Below are 22,812 nucleotides of genomic sequence, written 5' to 3' on the forward strand. Positions count from 1 at the left end.
GTGGGCGAGGCCAGTCAGCTCCAGTTCGCACCGGCGGACAAGGATTTACGTCATCTGCTGCTTCAGGCCAATCCGGATCGGGGCATTCACTACGGAATACAGGGCGACTCCTATCAGTCTTATGCCGAGCTTGGAGACGCAGCGGAACGGATCGCTCTTGGCCTGATGGCGGCGGGCGTTGCCGAGGGAGACGCCGTGATCGTGATGATCGGCGCACCGCGGCATTTCCTTGAATGTTTCTGGGGGTGCCTGCTCGCCGGAGCGCTGCCGGTCCCCCTGCAGTCAGGTGCCACCGATGAGGCGGCACTCAAGGTGTTGCGCGTGGCGGCGGTCCTCGGATCGCCATGGCTGATTTCGGACAAGGATATTTCGTCACAGTGCGGCAGTGTGTCGGCCGCACACGGCCTTGAAGATGTGCTGAGTGCGCTTGCCGCAAAGCAGTTGAGCCATGAAGTTCTGATCAACCCGCTGGAGGATGCGGTTCTGCGCATCCGTCTCAATGCGGTGGCCACAGGCCCCGACAGCACGGCCTTCATACAGTTTTCCTCCGGCTCGACGGGCGACCCGAAAGGCGTGGTTCTGACCCACCGCCGGATCCTCGCGCATCTTGCGGATCTCGGCGCCAGCTGCCAGGCATCCGCCGACGATGTCTTCCTGAGCTGGTTCCCGCTGACGCACGACATGGGGATGATGCTTATGCATCTCCTGCCGCTCGCGCTTGGGGCCGCACAGACGCAGATCGAGACGAAATCCTTCGTTCAGCGGCCCAGGCGCTGGCTGGCTCGTGCCGCGGAGCTGAAAGCGACCGTTCTTTGCACCAATAATTTCGGCCTCAAGCATTTCCTCAAGGTGACCGAGGGCGGCACTCCGGTTCGGGACGATCTCTCCGGCGTGCGGCTGATGTTCAACGCGGCGGAGCCTATCTCGGCCGAGCTATGGGAAACGTTCATGACCTTTGTGAGCGAGACCCGCCTTCCGCATTCGGCAATGTATCCCGGCTATGGTCTTGCCGAAGCGACGCTGGCCGTGTCGGTTCCGGTTCCCGGCGACGGACTGCGTACCCTCAGCGCAAGCCGCGCGGCGCTTGGTCCCGGAGATACGGTGCGCGCTCCAGACAAACCGCAGGACGAGGTTCTGCTGGTCGATGTCGGACGCGCGATCGAAAATACCAGGCTGCGCATTGCGGGAGAGGATGGTTCCGATCTCGGCGAAGGCCGTATAGGCGAGGTTCAGCTGCAAAGCCGCAGCTCTGCAGAGGGTTATCTCAATCTGCCCTACGACGCGCTTTACACGCCGGATGCCTGGCTTCGCACCGGCGATCTGGGTCTGTTGCGCGACGGGCGGCTGTTCATTACCGGCCGGATCAAGGAGATGATCACCCAGGGCGGCCAGAATTTCTATCCTCACGATATCGAACGGGTGGCCGAAACCGTTCCAGGGGTTGAACTCGGCAGGGTCGTCGCAACGTCGGTTTTCGACCCTGCCGAGCAGAGCGAGCAGCTCCTCGTCTTTCTGCATGCCCGACGGATCGACGCCGCGCTGGCCAGGCTGGCGCGCGACGTTCAAAGCGTGCTGGCCGCGCAGGGCGGATGGAATGTGGACCGGGTCGTTCCGATCACCGCGGTTCCAAAAACCTCAAGCGGAAAAATCCGCAGAAACTATCTGGGAAGTCAGTATCTTTCGGGAGCCTTAGACAGTGCGGCGGAGGAACTTGAGCGGCTGTCGCGGGTAAACGCGCGACGCCTCGCAGGCGACCAGCGGGTGCGCACGCGGCAGATCCTCGGCGTGCTCCAGGCAAGCGCGGCCCGGTTGCTCGCCCTGCCGGATATCGACATTCGCAGGCCGCTTGCCGATCAGGGGCTCAATTCGTCCCGGGCGATGGCTCTGCTGGTGGATGCCGGGCAGATACTGGGGCGGGACATCACCGTCGCGCAGCTCTATGACAATCCAACCTTGCTCTCGCTTGCCGAAGCCCTGAGCGCGGAGGCTGAGGTGCGAGATGACGAGGAAGCCGCTCCGCTTCAGCCGGGTGTCGCGATCACGGGTATCGGCTGCCGGTTTCCAGGGGGCGTTTCCTCGCCTGCAAGCCTGCTGGAGCTGCTCTCCGAAGGCCGGTCGGCGATCGGGCCGCTGCCGGATGATCGCGCGCCGCGAAACCTTCCCGCAAGCAAACGCCCGGTCGCAGGGTTTCTCGATGCCATCGACATGTTCGACCCTGCCGTTTTCGGCATTTCCTGGGCGGAAGCGTCGGCGATGGATCCGCAGCAACGGCTGCTTCTCGAAGTCTGCTGGGAAGCTCTGGAGCGTGCCGGGTTGAGCGGTGCTGAACGCAGCAGGCAGACCGTGGGCGTCTTTGTCGGCATCGGTCCGGGCGAATACGGCTTCGGGAGAACGACAAAGCCCGACCAGTTTTCCTATACGGGTACCGCGTCTGCAATCGCCGCGGGCCGTCTTGCTTTTTCTCTGGGCCTCAGGGGGCCGGCGATGGTGGTCGACACGGCCTGCTCGTCTGCGCTTGCTGCCGTGCATCTGGCGGTGCAAAGCCTGATCGCCGGCGAATGCGAGACTGCGATCGCCGCGGGCGTCAACCTGATCGTCGGGCCGGACGGTCACGCCAAGCTTGAGGCCGTTTCGGCGCTCTCGCCCACCGGCCAATGCCGGGCCTTCGACGATCGCGCGGACGGATACGTCCGGGGGGAAGGTTGCGGTGCCATCGTGCTGCGTCTGGCCGATCAGGTGGCGGAGGGCGATCCGGTCGTTGCACTCATTTCCGGCACCGCGCTCAATCAGGACGGGCGCAGCAGCGGCCTGACCGTCCCGAGCGGTCCCGCGCAATCGGCGCTTGTCAAACGGGCTCTGGCACGGGCCGGATTGCAGCCCGACGCGATCGATTATGTGGAAACGCACGGAACGGGCACACCGCTGGGCGATCCGATCGAGGCCGAAGCGCTGACCCGGGTTTTCGGAGATGGCCGATCGCCGGACAGGCCTCTGTTCATCGGATCGGCCAAGACCAATCTGGGGCATCTGGAATCCGCCGCCGGAATCCTGGGCCTGATCAAGACCGCATTGTGTGTCCGCGCCGGCATGATGCCGGCAAGCCTTAATTTCGAAACACCGAACCACAGGATCGCCTGGGGCTCGGGGGCGCTGCAGGTGGTGAGTGAAACGCGCAAGTGGCCGTCTGGTGAGGCGAAGCGCCGTGCCGGTGTTTCGGCCTTCGGCCTTTCGGGGACGAATGCCCATGTGATCGTCGAACAGGCCGCGGACCGTGCGTCTCCCGATGTTGTGGAAGCGGTGGAAGGCGGTCCGTTGCCCATTCTGACCTTTTCGGCCGCTACTGCGGAGGCCCTGCGCGCGCTGGCGGCAGAGCTCTGCGACTATCTTGACGCGCGGCCGCAGACCGATTTGCGCATGTTTTGCGCGGCGACCGCCGCGAGCCGTTCGGATTTCGGCTACATCGCCGCCGGAGCGGTGGAGGATATGGTTTCGGCGAAGGCGGCCCTCAAGGCTCTGGCGGAGGGCAGGGCCGGCCGTCTGCGGACCGGACGCAGGCGCAGTGACGTGTTGCATCAGCTGGCTTTCGTCTTTACCGGGCAGGGCAGCCAGTGGGCGGGCATGGGCGCCGATCTTCTCGACCGTTCAAAGGCCTTCGCCGCTGAAATCGACAGCATAGACGCCCTGCTCGTTCCCCATACGGGTTGGACCGTTCGGGAAACACTTAGCGATACAAAGGCGGAAGACCTGCTGCGCCGCACCGACCGGGCGCAGGCCGCAATTTTCGCCGTGCAGGTCGCGCTTGTGCGGCTGCTCGAAGGGCTGGGCCTGTCGCCTGACGCGGTGATCGGCCACAGTGTGGGCGAGATCGCAGCGCATCACGTGGCGGGAATCCTGTCTCTGGAGGATGCCGTGCGGCTGGTTGCACTGCGTGGCTCGCTCATGCAGGCGGCGACGCGGGGACGCATGCTCGCCGTGGCATTGAGCGCGGAAGACGTTGTTCCGCACCTTGACGCCGTAGAAGGGCTTGATCTCGCCGTTGTCAACGGGCCGGAACAGGTGGTGTTGTCCGGAAACGCAGAGGCTGTTGCTGCGATGGCCGCGCGGCTGGACGGGTCGGGTATCCGCACGACCGATCTCGGCGTGGACTATGCTTTCCACGGTCGTCATGTTGCGGCCGAGGCCGCCCTTCTGACCGAGAAGCTGGATGCGCTTGCGGCGGCTCCCGGCCTGGTTCCGCTCTATTCAACGGTCACCGGCGGCCTGCTTCAGCCTGGAGAGGCCACTCCGGATTATTGGGGCCGCAATGTTGGCGGCACGGTGCGGTTTGCGGACGCCATGGCTGCACTCCTTGCGGACGGATGCACGGATCTTGTCGAGATCGGCCCGCATCCGTCGCTTCTGCCCGTCATTGCCGCCTGCGCGGAAGCTGCCGGAACCGGGGTGAGTGCGGACGCCTGTATCGGAACCTTGAGAAAAGGCGAACCGGGCGCCGCGAGCCTTGCCGACGTGTTGGCGGAACTGACCTGCCGGGGACTTGCTCCGGATCGAACGCAACTTCTGCCCGTCGGTGCCATTTTGCCCGACCTGCCCACCTATCCCTGGCAGCGCGAGCGGTTCTGGCTGGAGGATTACAGGCCGTGGGACGTTCTGGCGGCGGAAGGCGCAACGCAGGTGGCGGGGATGTTCCTAACGGCGACCCGTCCCGTGACCATGCCCTTGACCGCGAAGGACTTGCCAGCACTCACAATCACCTACGGTGCTGACGACACAAGGGGACTGCAGGCTGCTGAAGACCTCAGGCAGCTTGTCGAAGTCGAGCGAACTTGCCGGATTGTGCCGGTCTCCGACGAAATGAGACTTGAGCAGGGAGACGGCGACTGGATCGTTCACATTGCCGGAACCTCCTCGCCGGAGCGGATGTCCAAGGCATTATGCGATGTCACCGCCGTGGTTCAGACAGCGCTCGCTCGCGAGGGTTCAAGGTTCTGGCTGGTCACCTTCGATGCGGCGGATGAGAACCCGGGACCGGATCCGCTGGAAGCGCTGTTCCGTGTCGTGGCGCGAGAACATCCCGAGCTTGCCGGTGCCCGCGTGCGGCTGGCACGGGATGCCGATCTGTCCGGATTTGCTGCCCTGTTGCGCAGCGATGTGTCGGAATTCCGCGAAGACGAATTGCGTCTCGACGGCCCCGACTTCCTCACGGAGCGTGTAATCCCGATCAATGAGGGGGCTACGGTCCGCTCCTGGCAGCTGCGCAGCGACGCGAGCTATCTCGTCACGGGCGGCACCGGCGGTCTCGGTCTGGCGCTCGCCGAGTGGCTGATCGCCCGGGGCGCCGGCCGAGTGGTCGTTAGCGGCCGCTCGAAACCGGGTCCGAAGGTTCAGGCTGCTATGGAGCGGCTGAACACGGATACGCTGCGGCTTGAGGCGGTGGCCGTGGATGCGACCGACCGGACCGAAATGGCTGCACTGATAGACCGCCTGTCAGGTGGAGACCTGCCCTTGCGTGGCGTCGTCCATGCAGCCGGTGTGCTCAGGGACAGCATCGTTCATTTGCTGACGCCGGAGCTGATCAGGGAGGTTGCAGATCCCAAGATTTCCGGCGGATGGATACTGCACGAGCTGACCCGTGACCTGCCGCTGGACCTTTTCGTGTGCGTTTCCTCCATCGCGGCCCTGCTGGGGCCGCCGGGGCAGGGAGCCTATGCTGCGGGCAATGGAGGGCTCGATGCGCTGGTGCGGATGCGCGCCGCGCAAGGTCTGCCCTCTCTCAGTCTCCAGGCAGGTATCATGGCCAATGTCGGGATGACGTCCAAGGGGGCCGTGGCGGAGCGTGACCTGCCTGCCCTCGGGATTGTTCCCTTGTCCCCGGAAGCGCTGTTCGATGGGCTTGAACGGGCGTGGATGACTGGCGAGCCGGTGGTCGCCCTTGCCGAATTCGACGCCGAAAAATGGACGAACTATCTGCCGGACTTCGCAAACCGCGCGCGGCTTTCAGAACTGATGATCGAGAGCGAACCGCAAGCCCTTCAGGATCTCCGCGGTCCGCCGCCTGAAGCTGTGGGGAAAACTCACACGGTGCTGCAGCGTATCGCAGCGCTTCCGGCGTCGGAGCGGACAGACGCGCTCATGTCCGAACTCGCGGAAATTATCGAGGCGGAGAACAAGACGCCGGCGGATCGGCTCGATCCCGACCTGAGCCTGCGGGAACTCGGGGTCAGTTCCCTTACGATCGTCGAATTGCGCAAGGCTGTCGAGGCCCGTTTCGATCATCCGATTTCAATCACGCGGTTTTTTGAGTTTCCCACGATCCGCAGTTTTGCCGCTCATCTTGCGGGAACACTCGATTTCGGTGAAGCGGTGACCGGTACGCCGCCACCGGAAAGGCAAAGCTCCACCCCGGAGACGGGAAAACGTCAGGCTGACAGTCGCTCTGCAGTCCGCGAGGCGTTGCGCCGCAAGCTGGAGAAGTATCAATGAGCTCCGGCGTCATTTCTTCCGATCATGATCGCGAGCTGGAAGAGCAGGCGCTTGACGTTATCACCCTGCTTGAAGAAAGGCTGGAAAAGGCACTTTCCGGCCAAAGCGAGCCTATCGCGATCATCGGCATGGGCTGCCGGTTTCCCGGTGGTGCCAACAATCCGGATGCATTGTGGGAGGTGCTCAACCGCGGAAGCGACACTTCCGGGGACGTCCCGGCAGACCGGTGGGAGCAGGGAGAAGAGGGAGATTCGATTTTAGCCTCCGCGCGCGGTCATTTTCTCGACGCACGCCCCGATGGGTTTGACGCCGGCCTTTTCGGTCTTGCGCCCGCGGAACTTACCGCAATGGACCCGCAGCAGCGGTTGCTGTTGGAAGTGGCATGGGAAGCCTTTGAGGACGCGGGCTTGCCAATCGATGCGGTGGCCGGTAGCCAGACGGCGGTTTTCATCGGGCTGGAAAAATCGGATTACACCCGCGCCAGCCTGTTTTCCGACGATCTGAGCCGGATCACACCGCACACCGGGACGGGTGTTGCGCATTCCTGCGCGGCCGGGCGTCTCGCCTACACGTTTGATCTGCGGGGGCCGGCAGGTGTTGTGGATGCCGCCTGCGCATCGTCCCTGCTGGCGCTCGATCAGGCTTGCCAGAAGCTCTGGCGCGGATCAGCGGATCTGGCGCTTGCCGGCGGAGTGAGCCTGATGTTCGGGCCCGAAGTCTTCGCGGCGTTGTCGAAGCTCGGCGCTTTGGCGCCGGACGGGCGATGCAAAACCTTCGATGCGTCAGGCAACGGCTATGGCCGGGGCGAAGGCTGCGGCGTGGTGGTGCTCAAGCGCCTTTCAGACGCACAGCGGGACGGTGACCGGATACAGGCGCTTGTCCACGGCGTGGCTGTCGGCCACGGCGGTCGCAGCAACGGCCTGACAGCGCCCAACGTCCGCTCGCAGGTGCAGGTGATCCGTGCGGCGCTGGTCGGTGCGGGAAAGCAACCGGCGGAAGTCGACTACGTCGAAGCGCATGGAACAGGCACGCCGATGGGTGATCCCATCGAAATTGCAGCGCTCGCGGAAGTCTTTAGTCCGGATCGGCCGGACGGCCGGCCATTGCTGGTCGGTTCTGCCAAATCGAATATCGGTCATCTGGAAGCAGCGGCCGGGATGGCCGGCATCCTCAAACTGGTGCTTGCGCATCAGCACGGTGCTATTCCGCCGAATTGCAATTTCGATACCCCAAATCCTTTCATCGACTGGGAGGCCGCGCCGATCGAAGTCGTCAGCCGGCTGCGGCCGTGGAACGGTCCGGTCGCGCAGGACGGGGCACCCGTGTCACGACTGGCGGGTATCAGCGCATTCGGTTTCAGTGGGACGGTTGCCCATGCCCTGATCGGTTCTCCACCTGAGGCGGCGCCTGTCCTGAAATCAACCTGCCGCCGGCCCACGCAGATCCTTACGCTTTCAGCCCGTTCGAGCGAAGCGCTTGAGGCTCAAGCCCGGCAAATGGCTCACTTGCTGGACGCGCCCGACATTGATTTTCAGACCGTCTGCGCCAACGCCAATACGACACGCAAGCATCACGAGTTTCGGGCTGCCGTGATCGGCGACTCGCCACGAGAGATGACGGATATCCTGAAAAGGCCGCTGGAGCCGGTTGCCGGGCGCGTCCTGATGGGGAGCGCGAACCCGAACAACGCGGTGCGAACGGCCTTCGTCTTCTCCGGCCAGGGAGGACTGCAGGGCGGCGTCGGCACGGACCTCTACGGAACCGTGCCGGCGTTCACGGAAACAATCGATTGCTGCGCGCTTACACTCGACCCGGTTCTCGGCCAATCGCTGCCCGGGCTTCTGTTCGACGCGAAGACCCCCGGCTCAGCGTTTGACGATCCCCGGATCGCGCAGCCGGCGCTTTTCGCGCTGCAGGCGGCTCTGGTTGCCATGTGGCGTGACTGGGGTGTTACGCCTTCCGCCGTATTCGGTCACAGTTTCGGGCATTTCGCGGCCGCGCATGCGGCCGGTGTGCTGTCGCTGGACGACGCGTTGGATCTGGTGATCGCCCGCGGAGAGCTTGCGCACAGTGACGGCGGGGATGGCCGTATGGCGGCCTGTTTCGCCTCGGCCGAGCAGATCCTGGAAACGGCGCGCAGCCAAGGTATCGACGTCACGATTGCCGCATTCAACGCACCTGAAAACACCACCGTTTCGGCGACGCCGGACGCGATGGAGAAACTGATCCATGCGCTTGCCGCGCTCGGCATCACGGTGAAACCCCTGCCGATCCACCGCGCCTTCCACAGCCGGTTGATGCAATCCGCCGCAGAGAAGTTTTGCGCCCGTGTCGCCAAGATCGAGCTGCATGCAGCGAAGATTCCCCTGATTCTGGATCTGACAGGGGACCAGGCGAGTGCCGAAGAGATTACCGACCCGGCAGTCTGGGCGCGGCAATTGCTCGAGCCGGTTCAATGCATGAAGGCATTGGAAACGCTCCGTGGCCGAAAATATACGGCGGCTCTGGAAATCGGTGCTTCCTCGGTGCTCTCGGGTCTCGGTCAGGAAAACGCCGGTGACGAAGACGCAATGGCCTGGCTGCCGAGCCTGCGCCGCTCAACCACGGGCTGGCAGCAAGTGCTGGCGACACTGGGCGAATTGCATGTGCGCGGCGTCAAGGTGGACTGGCGCGGCTTTCATTCGGACGACGGGGCAAGCCGGATCAAGCTGCCGACTTATCCCTTTCAGCGTAAAACCTACGCCATGCCGCTCACGCTGCCCGAACAGATGCGCACAGGCGGCTCTTCCGATCCCCGCTGGTCCGGGGTCAAGAATTGGCTGACGGCGGAAGGGCCCTTGGCGCAAAGCATAACCACCGGTCTTGAGGCCACTGCCCGTATCGGCCGGCGGCGTCTGGTCTCTTTTGCCCAGAGGATAGGCCTGTTCGATCTGGTCCGCTCGCAAACGAGTGCGCAGGTCCTGCTCGCGACCCTCAAGATTTCACCCAGCCACGAACGTCTGATGCGGTGGTATCTCGACATTCTTGTTGATGACGACTGGCTGGAGCGTAAGGGCGACGCCTTTCAGGCCGCGGATCGTGCAGCGCAGATGGATTTTGCCGAATGGGCGGCCGGGACCGAAACTGAAGAATCGCACCTGCGCGAAAGCCATCCGGATCTGAGGGCGGCATTCGATCTGCTGGCTGGCTGCTTCGAGGCCCTGCCGGACATTCTGCGTGGCATGCGCGATCCGATGGAAGTGCTCATGCCCGGCGGGTCAACCGCACTGCTCGACGGTCTTTACGGCGACGGACAACTGTCGCGGGCCTTCAATACCGTCATGGCGCAGGCCGTTCCTGCGGCGCTGACCGGCTTGGAGGCGCCCAGGGTGCTGGAAATCGGCGGCGGCACCGGAGGTGTCACGCGCGGTATTCTGGACAGTCTGGCAAGCGATCCGCGTCGGGTTCATTACACCTTCACCGATGTGAGCGACGGCTTTGTCATGCCGGCGCGGGCGCGCTTGACCGGCAACCGGCCTTCGATGGCGTTCGCCACTTTCGATGTGACAGAGCCGCCATCCGAACAGGGCTTCGAGCCGGGCAGTCAGGATGTGCTCGTTGCGTCCAACGTTCTGCATGCGACCCGCAACATCGTCGAGACGCTTCGGAACGCGGCGCAGCTGTTACGGCCGGGCGGGCGGCTGATCGTCAACGAAGTCACACGGCTGCATGATGTCGTCGGCATGATTTTCGGGCTGACACCGGGCTGGTGGCATTACGAGGATGAGTCTGCCCGTATCGCGCATTCGCCAGTCCTGAGCGTCCCCGGCTGGAAAAGTGCTCTGGCCGAAGCCGGATTCATGATTGAAGAGGTTTTCACCCTGGCCGGAGACGACAAGAAAACTCCCGTTCAGGCCGCTATCGTGGCGCGCCTTACCGGTGAATCTGCGATCAAGGCAATACCGGTCGCACCGGCCGTGCAAACCGAGGATCGGGGACCAGTGACAGCCTCCCGTGCGGAGCCATCCGCGCGGGCGGACTATCTGCAGGATGTGAGCGGCCTCATCCGCACGATCAGCGGCATCGAAGTCGCGGACCACGACCTGGACAGCAATCTCTTCGCGCTGGGCATGGATTCCCTGCTTCTCATGCAATTGCGCAATGCCGTGCAGAAACGTTTCGGCGTCGAGCTGAAGATGAGCCGCTTCCACGAAGAACTGTCCTCGGTGCGGCGGATCGCCGAATATCTTGCCGAGGTGGTTCCACCCGCACCTGTTGCCGCGTCCTCTCCGCAGCCGCAGCCGCAGCCGACGGTTTCGCAGGCTCATCCCGGTGCGGAGATGCTTTTGCCGGCCGTTCCCCTGCCGACGGCAGCCGCGGGCACGTCGCTCGAAGCGATCGTGCAGCAGCAGCTCAAGTTGATGTCCGACCAGATCGCGCTTCTGTCTGGGCAACGTGTGGATGCCGGCCCGCGGCCAGTGGCCGTTGTGCCACCGGTCTCCGCGATTAACCCGGCGAGGGAAGCATCCCGTCAGGCCCCGATGCCGGCCGCTGGCGCACCCCTGGCGGCAGCCGGAAGCGATCTGACGGACCGTCAGCGCGCTTTCGTCAGGGATCTGATCGCCCGCTACACGGAACGGACTGCCGCCTCCAAGGCCTACGCCGGCAAGGCGCGTCCGAAGCTTGCCGACTGGATCGCCACCATCGGTTACAATCCGGACCTGAAGGAACTGATCTATCCGATCGTCTCGGCCGGGTCGGAAGGCAGCCGCATTCGGGATATCGACGGCAACAGTTATGTCGATCTCTCCTGCGGCTTCGGGGTCGATCTGCTCGGTCATCAACCCGCCTTTGTCACCGAAGCCATCCGCAAGCAGCTTAGCGAAGGCATGGAACTTGCCACGCAAAGCGACCTGGCCGAGGAAACGGCGAGCCTGCTGTGCGATCTGACGGGCTGCGAGCGCGTTGCGTTCAGCAACACCGGGACCGAGGCGGTGATGACCGCGTATCGTCTGGCGCGTGCCGTGACCGGCAAATCCAGGATCGCGATTTTCCGGGGTTCCTTCCACGGGTCCTATGATGGAGCGATGGCCTTCGGCAGTCCTCTCGGGACCATGTCCGCCTCGCTCGGCATTCTGCAAAACCAGATCGAGGACGTGATCGTGCTCGATTACGGGTCGGAAGCTGCGCTGGAGACAATCGCGGCGGAGGCCGATCATCTGGCGGGCGTGCTGGTGGAGCCGGTCCAGAGCCGCAATCCGGAGCTGCAGCCACGGGACTTCCTCCATGCCCTGCGCAAGCTGACCGCCGAGCGGGACATCACGCTGATCTTTGATGAGCTGATCACCGGATTTCGCTGCCATCCCGGTGGCGCGCAGGCGTATTTCGGCGTCAAGGCGGATATCGTCACCTACGGCAAGGTCCTGGGCGGTGGCTTGCCGATCAGCGCAATTGCCGGCAAGGCGCGCTTCATCGATCCGATGGATGGCGGTGCGTGGACGTATGGCGACGACAGCGGGCCGACAACGACGCAGATCTTTTTCGGCGGGACATTCTGCCGTCACCCGCTGGCCCTGGCGAGCGCACGCGCCACGCTCGATCACCTGAAGCAGCAGGGACCGGGGCTTCAGCGTGACCTCAGCGCCCGCGCCCGAGACATGTGCGGGAGGCTGAACGACATGTTCGCCCGCCTCGGCATTCCGTTCCGCATCGCCTTCTTTGCATCGCAGTTCCAGTTGCGACAGGTGACGGCTCAGGGTGAGGTCTATCAGACCCTTGAGCTGTCACTCTTCTTCTTCTCGCTGGTGTTGCAGGGCGTCTACACCTGGGAACGGCGGACATGTTTCCTGTCCACCGCCCATAGCGATGCCGACATCGCGGCCATCGAAAAGGCAATGGAAACCGCCGCGCGCGACCTGCTGAACGGTGGCTTCTTCGGCGGTGGCAACGATGGTTCCGGCAAGAAGAAAACGTCGGAAAATGAAGCTCCGCCCGGGTCACTCGTGCTGACAGGCACCCAGCGGGAAATGCAGCTTCTGGCATTGAAGCACCGTGACGGCGAGCGGGCGGAAACCCTGGTTCTCGAGATCGCGGGACGGATCGATGCGGACCGGCTCAGCGACGCTCTTCACGCCGTGGTTTCGCGTCACGATATCCTGCGTACAAGCTGCGTTCGCGATGGCTTTCTGGTTGCTGGCGGGGACCTGCCCGGCGTCAATGCGTCGGTTCTCTCGCAGCTTCCGGCCGATCAGCGCGATAGGGATGGCTCGCGATGGGTGGCGGATCTGGCTGCGAGCCGGATGCACGCCTCGCGGGGCCCCCTGCTGGCCTGCGACCTGCTGGATCTTGAAAACGGAAACACGCTTGTTGCACTGCGCGCGCATCCACTTATCTGCGATGGGTGGTCCATGGGCGTGGTCATTTCGGAACTGGCAGCGTTCTATGAAGGCAAGGCGGGTGCGTCGTTGCTGCCGGCAACATCCTTTGCCGACTTCGTTCGCTGGTCCGAAAAGCCCGACCCGGCTGCAGTGGCGGCTGCGCGTGCCTATTGGGAAGAGCAGCTGGACGCCGGGAGTGAGTCGGTTCTGCTGCCGACCGACCGTCTTGCGCTACGGGGAGGTTCGCGGACGGGACGACGTCTGCGGCATGTGATCGACACCAAGGCAGTTGAAGCTATGGAGGCCTTCGGCGAAGCGCGAAATGTTTCGCTTTTCGCCGTGTTGCTCACAGCCTATGCAACACTTGTTGCAAGGCTTTCAGGCGCCACGCGTCCGGCGATCGGAATTCCCGTGCCGGGTCAGGCCGCCATGGACGCGCAAGGACTGGTCGGCCAGTGCGCAATGACCGTGCCGCTGATGCTCGAAGTTGACGGCGGCGAACCGGGCGAAGCACTTCTGGAGCGGGTCAAATGCGAGATCATGGGGCTGCTCGACCACCAGAGCGTCCGCCCGCAGGATGCTCTTCCGGACGCGGCAATGCCTGCTCTCACCGTCGGCTTCAATCTGGATCGCGACCCCGGACTGGACGAATTCGGTGGACATCCGGTGCGCGTCCGTCCCGTTCCTGTCGGTGATCCGAAATATGCGCTCTCGCTGAATGCGATTGTCCAAGACGGGGAGATTCTGCTGGACTTCGATTTCGACTTGGGCAGCTACGACCCGGCCACGATTTCGGCCTGGGCGGCGGAATACACTTCCATCCTGAGCGATCTCTGCAGGAAACCGGCGCAGGCAATCGGGAACCTCGGACGGCGGCAACCGGAGGACGTTGAACGGATCGAGGATCTGGCTGAAGCCGTGACGAAGGCTTTGGACGCTGACCCGGAACGTCTCCTGGCGATAGATGCGCGCGGACAGGAAGTTGCCGCTGCACACCTGGCCGGTGCTTCCGACCTCTCCGAAGCCGTAACGGCGCTGGCAGAACGCCTGGAATTGCCTGTTCCCGAAATCCTTCCGCTTTCTGCGCGCAGCATTGCCGCGTGGCGGAGCGCCTGCGGTCTGGAAGACGGTGCGGTGGTAACCCTGCCTGCCGGAAGCCTGTCGCCGGAGGCGCTTGCCGCGGCACTTCTGGGATCGCTGCGGCTGCGCATCGGCGAGGCTCCCGAGCCGGGTCAGGCGATTGTGCTTCCGCAGCCGATGGTGCGGAACTGGGCCGCCGGACGAGGGACGCGCAATCCGGTTCGCCTGATCGTTGATTGCTCCGGTTCGCCCCTTGACAATTATGCGCAGTCGATCGCTGCGACACTGGCGGAAGGCAGCAGCGTGCGGCTGGTCCTTCGGCCTCAGTCTTGCGGATTGGCTTTGGGCAGTCGTTGCCTTTCCGGCCCTGTCGAGGGCAGGCTTGCAAGGTTCGAGCCTCTGACGGGCCTCGACGTTTCGATTGTAGATACGGCCGGGCAGAAAACACCCGCAGGCTGCCCTGGAGAATTGCAGGTTGATGGCAAGGCGACCGGTCTGACGGCGGTACTGGCCGCAGACGACGGGCTCACCGTGGTTCAGCACCCAGTGGAGAGTGCGGTTGCACGTGCCTTGCTGCTGTCGAACCCGGAAGTGGCCCATGTCGAGGGGTCGCTCGATGACCTGATCATCACGCCCAGGAACGGTTCCCACGTCAAGCCGGCAGATCTGGCGGCCGATCTGGGGCGCGTGCTGCACGGTCCGGCGATGCCCCGCCGCATAAGTCTGCATGCGGAAGGCCAGTCGGAAGAATACTGGAACGTCCGGACGTCGGATCGGTCACTGCTTCGAGGTGAGCATCTCGATACCGTTCTGGAAGTGTTTCGCAGTTTTCTCGGTGAACCGAACGTATCGGCGCAGGACAGTTTCTTCGACCTGGGTGGCACGAGCCTGACAGCCTTGCGCATTGCGGCTGAAGTTGAGCGGCGGACAGGACGGCACCTGGAAGCGGCAGCTTTTTTCCGCGAACCGACGCCGGAGGGTATCGCCGCGCATCTGGCGCAGGACGAGAGGGCGGCGTCGGCCCCCATCCCGTCCACGGGGCTCACGCGTGCGCCTGCATCTCCCGCGCAACGTCGCATCTGGACGCTTTCGCAACTCGAAGGTCAGGAAGCGTTCTACGTTCTGTCGGGAGCCTTCGTCTTTGACGGGTTGCTGGATACGAAGGCGCTGCGGACCGCTCTCGACGGTCTCCTGCAGCGCCACAGCATCCTGCGGACCGGTTATGAACTGAGCGATGGTGTGCTGTGGCAGATTGTTCGCCAGAGTGTGCCTTGCGACCTTGCCGAAGAGACGGTGAAGGGTACGGGTACACCGGAGGACCTGCTGGCCGGGCCTGTCCGCCAGCTTGGTTCTGCTTCCTACGATCTGCAGGCCGGTCGGGTGTTCCGGGCGTCACTTGTGCGCCTTGAAACCGGAGAGTGCACCCGTCACGCCATGGTTTACGCGATGCATCACATCGCCTTCGACGGTTGGTCCGAAGAGGCGTTGATGGCGGATCTGACCGAGCTCTACGATGCCGCCCTTGAGGCGCGCGCCGCAGAATTGCCCGACCTGACAATACAGCATATCGATGCCTGTCTCTGGCAGGATGGAAGGCTGCACGAGACGGAAGGCCGTGAGGCCCTGGAGTGCTGGGCGGCACGCCTTGAGGACATGCCGCCACAGTCCGAGCTGCCAAAGGATCGTGCGCGGGGGAGGATACAGAGTTTCACCGCGGCGCGGCACGACATCCGGTTGTCTCGCGCAACAACATCCGCCCTGCAGGACCTTGCACGCCAGACCGGCACCACGCCCTATCTGGCGACAATCGCCGGGCTCAAGGCACTGGTGCACCGTTATACCGGGGCGACCGATATAACTTTCGGGTCCGCCATCACCCGGCGCGGGCATCCCGATCTTCTCGGTCAGATCGGCAATTTCGTGAATTCGCTGGCGTTGCGGGACCGCGTCAGCGGAACGGACAGTTTCACCACTCTTCTTGGGCGGGTGGCCGAGACAGCCACCGAGGCCTTTGCCGACGGCGATACGCCGTTCGATGCGATCCTGTCACGTCTCGGCAGGCCCCGGGACGTGGCGCGGGCCGCTCTTTTCGACATTCTGGTCAGCGCTGCAGACATCGCGCGTTCGCAGTTGACGCTGGGCGGCGTGACGGGGAAAGCCGTTGCCGATCTGACGCCGCCTGCATCGGGTTTCGATCTTTATTTCGAAATCGCTGCGGACGAGAGCGAAGCCCTTCTGCGTGTCACCTATAATTCCGATCTGTTCGACGCGGAGCGGATCGTGCGGATGGGCCGGCATCTGGAGACACTGCTGACGGCCTGCACAGCGCAACCTGCCATGCCGCTTGCGCTGCTGCCCATCGCAAGTGCCGCCGAGATGGAAGAGATCAGGGCAGATGCAGGTTCATCGAAGCCGGCGCGATTTGTGCTGGATGACCGGCTCGGCCTCTGCCCGCCGGGTATCGAAGGCGTTGTCTTCGAGAGCTGTCCAGTTGATACGCCGGACGCGATCCCCGGCGGGGAAATGCAGGAGGGTTGGCTCCGCGACACGGGATTGAGGGCGCAGTTCAAACCGGGCGAAGGTCTGGTTTTTGCGGTGGAGCAGGCTGCGGCCGAAGAAACTGCCTCCCGGCCAGTGCCCGGTGGCGATCTCACTGATCGGCTGCTGGAGATATGGCGCGCATTTCTGCCTGCAGGTGTCATGCCCGGCCCTGCGGACAGTTTTTTCGCCCTTGGTGGCAACTCCCTGGGGGCGGTTCAGATTGTCGCCCAGTTGAGAGACACATTCGGCGTGGATCTTGGCGTGCGGGACCTGTTCGAACGCCCGAGTGTTGCGGAGATGCAAGGCTTGCTCGGTGCTGCAGACGAGACACAGGTGGCCCAATCTTCGCCGGCGATCCGCACTGGCCCTGCACAGCTTTCCCCGGCCCAGGAACGGATGTGGCTTCTGGACAGAGTGGCGGCGGACCGCTCGGCCTATTGTATCTGCGGGGCTTTCTGGGTCGATCGGCCTTTGGATGAGGCCCGGTTGCGTGCGGCGCTTGGCGCTGTGGCGCAAAGGCATGAGGCGCTCCGCTGCGCCTTCGAGGATACGGGGTCGGACACTCCTCGATTGAACATTGCCGAACGGATCGAGCCGGTGCTGACGAGCCGGGCCGCGTCGAGCGAAGCCGAGGCGCTTGCGCACGCTTCGGATCTGGCCGCACAGGGTTTCGACCTGGCGAAAGCGCCGCTCTGGCGCGTGCACATCGAAAAGACCGGCGAACGCAGCCTGCTGGTCATCTGCCTGCATCATGCCATTGCCGACGGCTGGTCCGTCGCGGTGCTGATGCGGGATCTGTCCCGAGCCTATGAAGGCGGGGCACTGGCTGCTCCCACCGGTACCTACAGCGAGCATGCGTCCCAGAGGCGCCATTTGCTCGAAAGTCCGGCCGGATTGGAAAGCCGCTCCTATTGGGAAGACATGCTGGCGGATGCTCCGCGTCAGATCGAACTCTTAGCGGACCGCCCCAGACCGGCGGTCAAGAGCTATCGGGGCGGCACGGTCCACAGCAGGCTGGAGCCGGACGTGTCAACTGCGTTGCGTGCGCTGGCAGAGCGGCATCGTGGCACGCTCTACCATGTTCTGATGGCCCTCAGCGCGGCCCTTCTGCACCGGTACTCCGGGCAAAGTGACCTGGTCATCGGCAGCGTTGCGGCGGGACGGCGCAGCAAGGAGGAATTCGATCAGGTCGGCTGCTTCATCGAGAATTTCGTCCTGCGCCTGCAACTCGACCCGGAAACGACTTTCGCGGCGTTGCTCGATCAGACAAGGGAAAGGCTGAGCGAAGCGCAGGAGCACAGCCATTATCCGGTAGAACAGCTGGGCCAGGCGCGTGGCGGGACAGGCCGGGGCGGCCGGCTGGGGCTCTATAACGTCATCGTCACGGTGGAGGAATTCGCCGGAGAGAGCCTGTCCTTCGACAACCGGCCGGCGACGGCGGCGGAGCTGCCGAGTGCCGTTTCCCGTGCCGATCTGATTTTCTACCTTCGTCCCTCCTCCGGGGGCATCGATCTTGAACTCGAATTTGACGCCGACCTGTTCGATCCTGGAACTGTGCAGAGAATGGCGGATCATCTCGGTGAGCTTGCGGCGGCGGCCGTGTCGACACCGGAAAGCCTTCTGCCTGCGCTGCAATTCATTGGTGAGGAGGAACGGGACACGGTGGTCCGCCGCTTCAACCAGACCGATACCGCTTATCCGCGAGAGGCCAGTGTCGTCGACCTGTTCCGGCAGGTTGCCGGCAAAACGCCGGAAGCAACCGCGCTGCGGCACGACGCGAAAGGTGTCAGCTATGGCGAGCTCGACAGGTGGTCCGACCGAATTGCGGCGGGCCTTGTCGCAGGCCATGGCGTCATGCCGGGGGATCTGGTCGGTCTGATCGCGCACCGCAGGCCGGCGCTGATTGCGGCGATGCTCGGGGTTCTGAAAGCCGGGGCCACCTATGTGCCGATCGATCCGGACTATCCGGGGGACCGGATCGCCACCCTGCTTGATATTGCCAGGCCCAAACTGACGCTGAGCGACACGGATGTCGGGCAGGCGAAATTCGCGGTGACGCTGAAGTCGGTGGAGGCAGATCCGGAAGGCGTTGTGCTGCCGGAACTCGGCGCCGAGATGCCCGCCTATGTCATGTTTACCTCCGGCTCCACGGGTACTCCGAAGGGCGTGGTGGTGCCTCACCGGGCCATCGTCCGGCTGGTGCGTGACAGCGACGTTGTTCCGCTGGGACCGGACGACAGGTTGCTTCTCACCGGTGCGCTGTCCTTCGATGCGACAACTTACGAAATCTGGGGGCCGCTTCTGAATGGCGGGTGCCTGGTGCTCGCCGACCGGGAAGCCCTGCTCGACCCCTGGGCCGTTGCGGATATCGCCGCACGGGAAGGGGTTACCGTGATGTGGCTCACGGCAACTCTGTTCAACACATTTGCCGATCTCAATCCCGGTGTCTTTGCATCGCTGACCACTGTGCTGACAGGTGGCGAGCGGATCTCAGCAAGTCATGTCGCGGCCGCCATGACCGCAAATCCTTCGCTCACCGTGGTCAACGGGTACGGTCCGACCGAGAACACTACCTTCTCCGCGACCTACAGGATTGAAACGCCCCCCGAACCGGGCGCGGACATGCCCATCGGACGGCCGATCGCAAACAGCACGATCTTCATCCTGGATCCGGCCGGTGCGCCGGTGCCCATCGGCTTGCCGGGTGAAATCTGGGTTGGCGGCGACGGTCTCGCGATCGGCTATCTGGGACGGGAGGACCTGACGGAGGAGCGGTTTGTCTGCCACGCTGAATTCGGCCGGCTTTACCGGACCGGCGACCTGGGGCTGTGGCGGCCGGACGGCACCGTGCGGTATCTGGGGCGCAGTGACGATCAGCTCAAGATCCGCGGCCACCGGATCGAACCCGGTGAAATCGCAGCGGTTCTGGAAGCGCAGGAGGGCGTGCGCCAGGCGGCGGTGATTGCCCGGCCCGGACCGGCTGGACCGGAACTGGCGGCCTATATCGTGGTGGAGGGCGCCGTCGATCTGACAGTTCTCCGTACCAGGCTCGTGCAGCAGCTGCCGGCTCCGCTGGTGCCGGCGCATCTGATTTCTCTGGACAGCCTCCCGATAGACGGCAACGGCAAACTGGACCGGCGCGCGCTCCCTGAGCCTGCATCCGAACCGTCCACCGCCGCTGACGCAGCAGCCAGACCGGTCCGGGGTCCGGCCAACCGGATTGAAACCGAGATCTCGGAAGACTGGGCGGTGCTGCTCGGTGCGCCGGTCCGGGACATGGACGCGGATTTTTACATGCTTGGCGGGCACAGCCTGCTTGCTGTACGGCTCATCAACCGGATTCAGGGCCGTTACGGCCCGGTCGTGAGCCTGCGCGATCTCTTTGAGGAGCCGACCGTCGCGGGGCTGGCCGCACGGGTGATTGACGGATTGGCGGGCGGAGCTCCGCGAGTGACATCTCCGCTTTCCGCATTGCCCGCCGCCGAGAATTATCCTGCATCGGCGCAGCAACAGCGCCTGTGTTTCCTGCAGCAGCTCGACGGGCCGCGGCCGGACTACACAGTCATGGGCGGATACTGGATCGACGGCCCGCTCGACGTGGCAGCCCTGCAATCAGCCCTTCAGACCGTGGCACACCGGCACGAGGCTCTGCGGACACGATTTTTCACCCTGCGTGGAGAAGTGCGCCAGCGCATCGAGGCCGAAGGTCGTCTGACCCTGGAGCACCGCGATTTCAGAAAAGAGGATGATCCGGCGCTTGCCGTGGTTCAGGCGGCGCAGGTCCTGGCCGCCGAGGGATGGAACCTTCAACGCGGGCCGCTGGCGCGTGCCTGTCTGTTCCGGACGGGTGCGCAGCGCTCGCTCTTCCTGTTGTCGCTCCATCATGCGATCTGCGACGGATGGTCCATGGAGATCCTGACCCGGGAAATCACGGCAGCCTACAGCGCCGCTTGCACCGGACAATCCGCGGACTTGCCGGGCTTGCCCTGTCAGCCGAAGGAAATTGCCGCCTGGCAGTCCGACCGCCGGGATGGCCCAGATGGCCGCGCCGATCTCGCCTATTGGACGACCAGGCTGGACGGCCACCCCGCTCAACTCGATCTGTACCCGGGGGTATCGGAGGATCTGGATCCGGAGGCACTCTTCGCCCATCGCAGCATTGTCGCTCTCGACGGCCTTACAGAAAAACTGCAGACGCTGGGCGCTCGGCACGGCGCCAGTCTTTTCAGCACCCTTGCGGCCCTCACCGCAGCGACGCTGCACCGGCTGAGCGGTCAGACCGATTTGTGGATCGGAACTCCGGTTGCCGCCCGGAACCTGCCGGAATTCGAAGGTCAGGTGGGTTATCTGTCCGACATGGTGGTTCTGCGGGCGAATGTCGATCCGCAGGTGAGTATGTCCTCGCTGATCGAACAGACCGGCCTTCTGGTGACCGAAGCACTCAGTCATCAGGATGTGCCGTTCGACGAGATTGTCCGCGAACTCGGCCTGAAACGCGATCAACCACCTTTCGACACGATTGTCGCGCTGGAGGATATTCCCGCGCTGCCGGATCTGCCGGGACTGACCCTCAGTCCCTTCGATGCGGGCCCGGTCGGCCCGAAAACCGGGTTGAGTTTCACCTATCTTCGCGGCCCGGACAGGGTTCTGAGACTTCAGCTTGACGCGCATCCGGCACGGTTCACGGCTGAGCGGACCAGTCAGATCGCGTCGGCAGTTGAACATCTGATCCGCTCTGCCGCAGCAGCGCAGGCGGTCGCACGGCTCGGTGCGCTGCCGCTGCAGCATGCGGCGGAGCGAACACGGCTTGTGCAGGATTTTGGATGTGCCCCGTCGCCAGCCGTCAAGCCGACCGCAACCGTGCTGGAGCGTTTTGCAGAGCAGGTTGTGGGCAGGGGGGAGGCTTCGGCGGTCTCTGGATGCGACGGCACGTACAGCTACCGCGAGCTGGACCAGGCATCCAACGCAATCGCTCATAGTCTGCAGGATCGCCTTGGCGTCAAGACCGGCTCACTGGTGGGGCTGGCCCTGCCGCGAGACAGCCGGTTGATCGCGGCGATGCTCGGAATCCTCAAGGCAGGGGCTGCTTACGTTCCGGTCGACCCGACCGCGCCTGCGGAGCGTGTTGCGACAATTCTGACGGATGCAGACTGCGCCGCAGTCATTTGCGACAGGAGTGCACCGGACGATTGCTGGGGCTTTGCGGAAAGGATGCTTTCGACAGACGATCTTTGCGACCGGTCGGAAACGGCACCGGATGTCCAGGTTCGACCGGACGATCTTGCCTATGTGATCTTCACTTCAGGCTCAACCGGGCGGCCGAAAGGCGTGATGATCGAGCACGGCTCGGTGTCGGCCCTTGTCGAGGCGCTTGAGCGGGAAGTCTATGCCGGGCTGAAAGGCGTGCAGACCGTGGCGCTTGTTGCTCCGCCCATTTTCGACGCTTCGGTGCAGCAGATCTTTGCCGCCCTTTGCGGCGGGCATCGGCTCGTCGTCGTGGATGCGGAGACGCACCGCGACGGCCGTGACCTGATAGAGCTTTTTGCGAGCGAAGGGGTCAGCGTATCGGACGCAACCCCGAGCCTCCTGTCGCTGCTGCTGAACCTGGGTTTTGCCCAGAGTGAAGATCTGGCTCTCCGTCATATTCTCGTTGGCGGGGAGGCGCTGCCCGCCCGACTGGCGCAGGCGGTGCTGAATGCGCCTTCCTGTCCGCAGCTCAAGCTTACAAATGTCTATGGCCCGACCGAGTGCACCGTCGACTGCAGTGCCCATACGCTCACGTCTGCAGACATGAAGGAGGCCGGACTTGTCAGCATCGGGCGCCCTCTTGGCGCAGCGCGGCTGCTGGTGCTGGATTCTGCCGGAGAGCCCGCGCCCATCGGGTCGCCTGGTGAAATCCATGTGGGCGGTCCCGGTCTTGCCAGGGGCTATCTCGACCCTTCACTGACAGAAGAACGGTTTATCCGGCATGCCGAATTCGGGCGTCTTTACCGGACCGGAGATATGGGGGCCTGGGACTCGGACGGATCCCTGCATTTCCTCGGGCGGCATGACGATCAGATCAAGCTGCGGGGCTATCGCATCGAGCTGGCGGAGATCGATGCCGGTCTGAACCGGATACCGGGTGTCCGGCGGGCCGCTTCCATCTTGAGCGGGCAGGGAGAGACGGCGAAGATCATCGGTTTCGTCGAAAGCGTGCAAGAGGCCGGTTCGGATCTGCGCGCGGCCGCCGCCGGTATCCTGCCCGACTACATGGTCCCTTCTGAAATCGTCCGCATCGATAGCCTGCCTTCGACACCGAGCGGCAAGGTCGACCGGCGCGCGCTTGCGGCGCTTCATGTTCCCACACGGCGGA

At 64.0% G+C, this 22,812-nt stretch carries 2 protein-coding genes (1 of these 2 only partly in view); both read left to right on the plus strand.

Translation table 11 applies throughout. The features are described from left to right. Positions 1-6,480 carry a type I polyketide synthase gene (locus Q1B40_RS20075; RefSeq protein WP_299818444.1) on the plus strand — a complete coding sequence of 2,160 codons (6,480 nt, stop codon included), beginning with the start codon at positions 1-3 and terminating at the stop codon, positions 6,478-6,480. Beyond that, on the plus strand, positions 6,477-22,812 hold the 5' portion of the coding sequence (locus Q1B40_RS20080; protein ID WP_299818447.1) for a non-ribosomal peptide synthetase/type I polyketide synthase. It continues 6,413 nt past the right edge of the window; 16,336 of the gene's 22,749 nt are visible here — the first part of the coding sequence; its start codon is at positions 6,477-6,479; its stop codon lies beyond the right edge, outside the window. The genes Q1B40_RS20075 and Q1B40_RS20080 overlap by 4 nt, the downstream gene beginning before the upstream one ends.

It is taken from the genome of uncultured Roseibium sp. (assembly GCF_947496995.1).
Taxonomy (GTDB): Bacteria; Pseudomonadota; Alphaproteobacteria; order Rhizobiales; family Stappiaceae; genus Roseibium.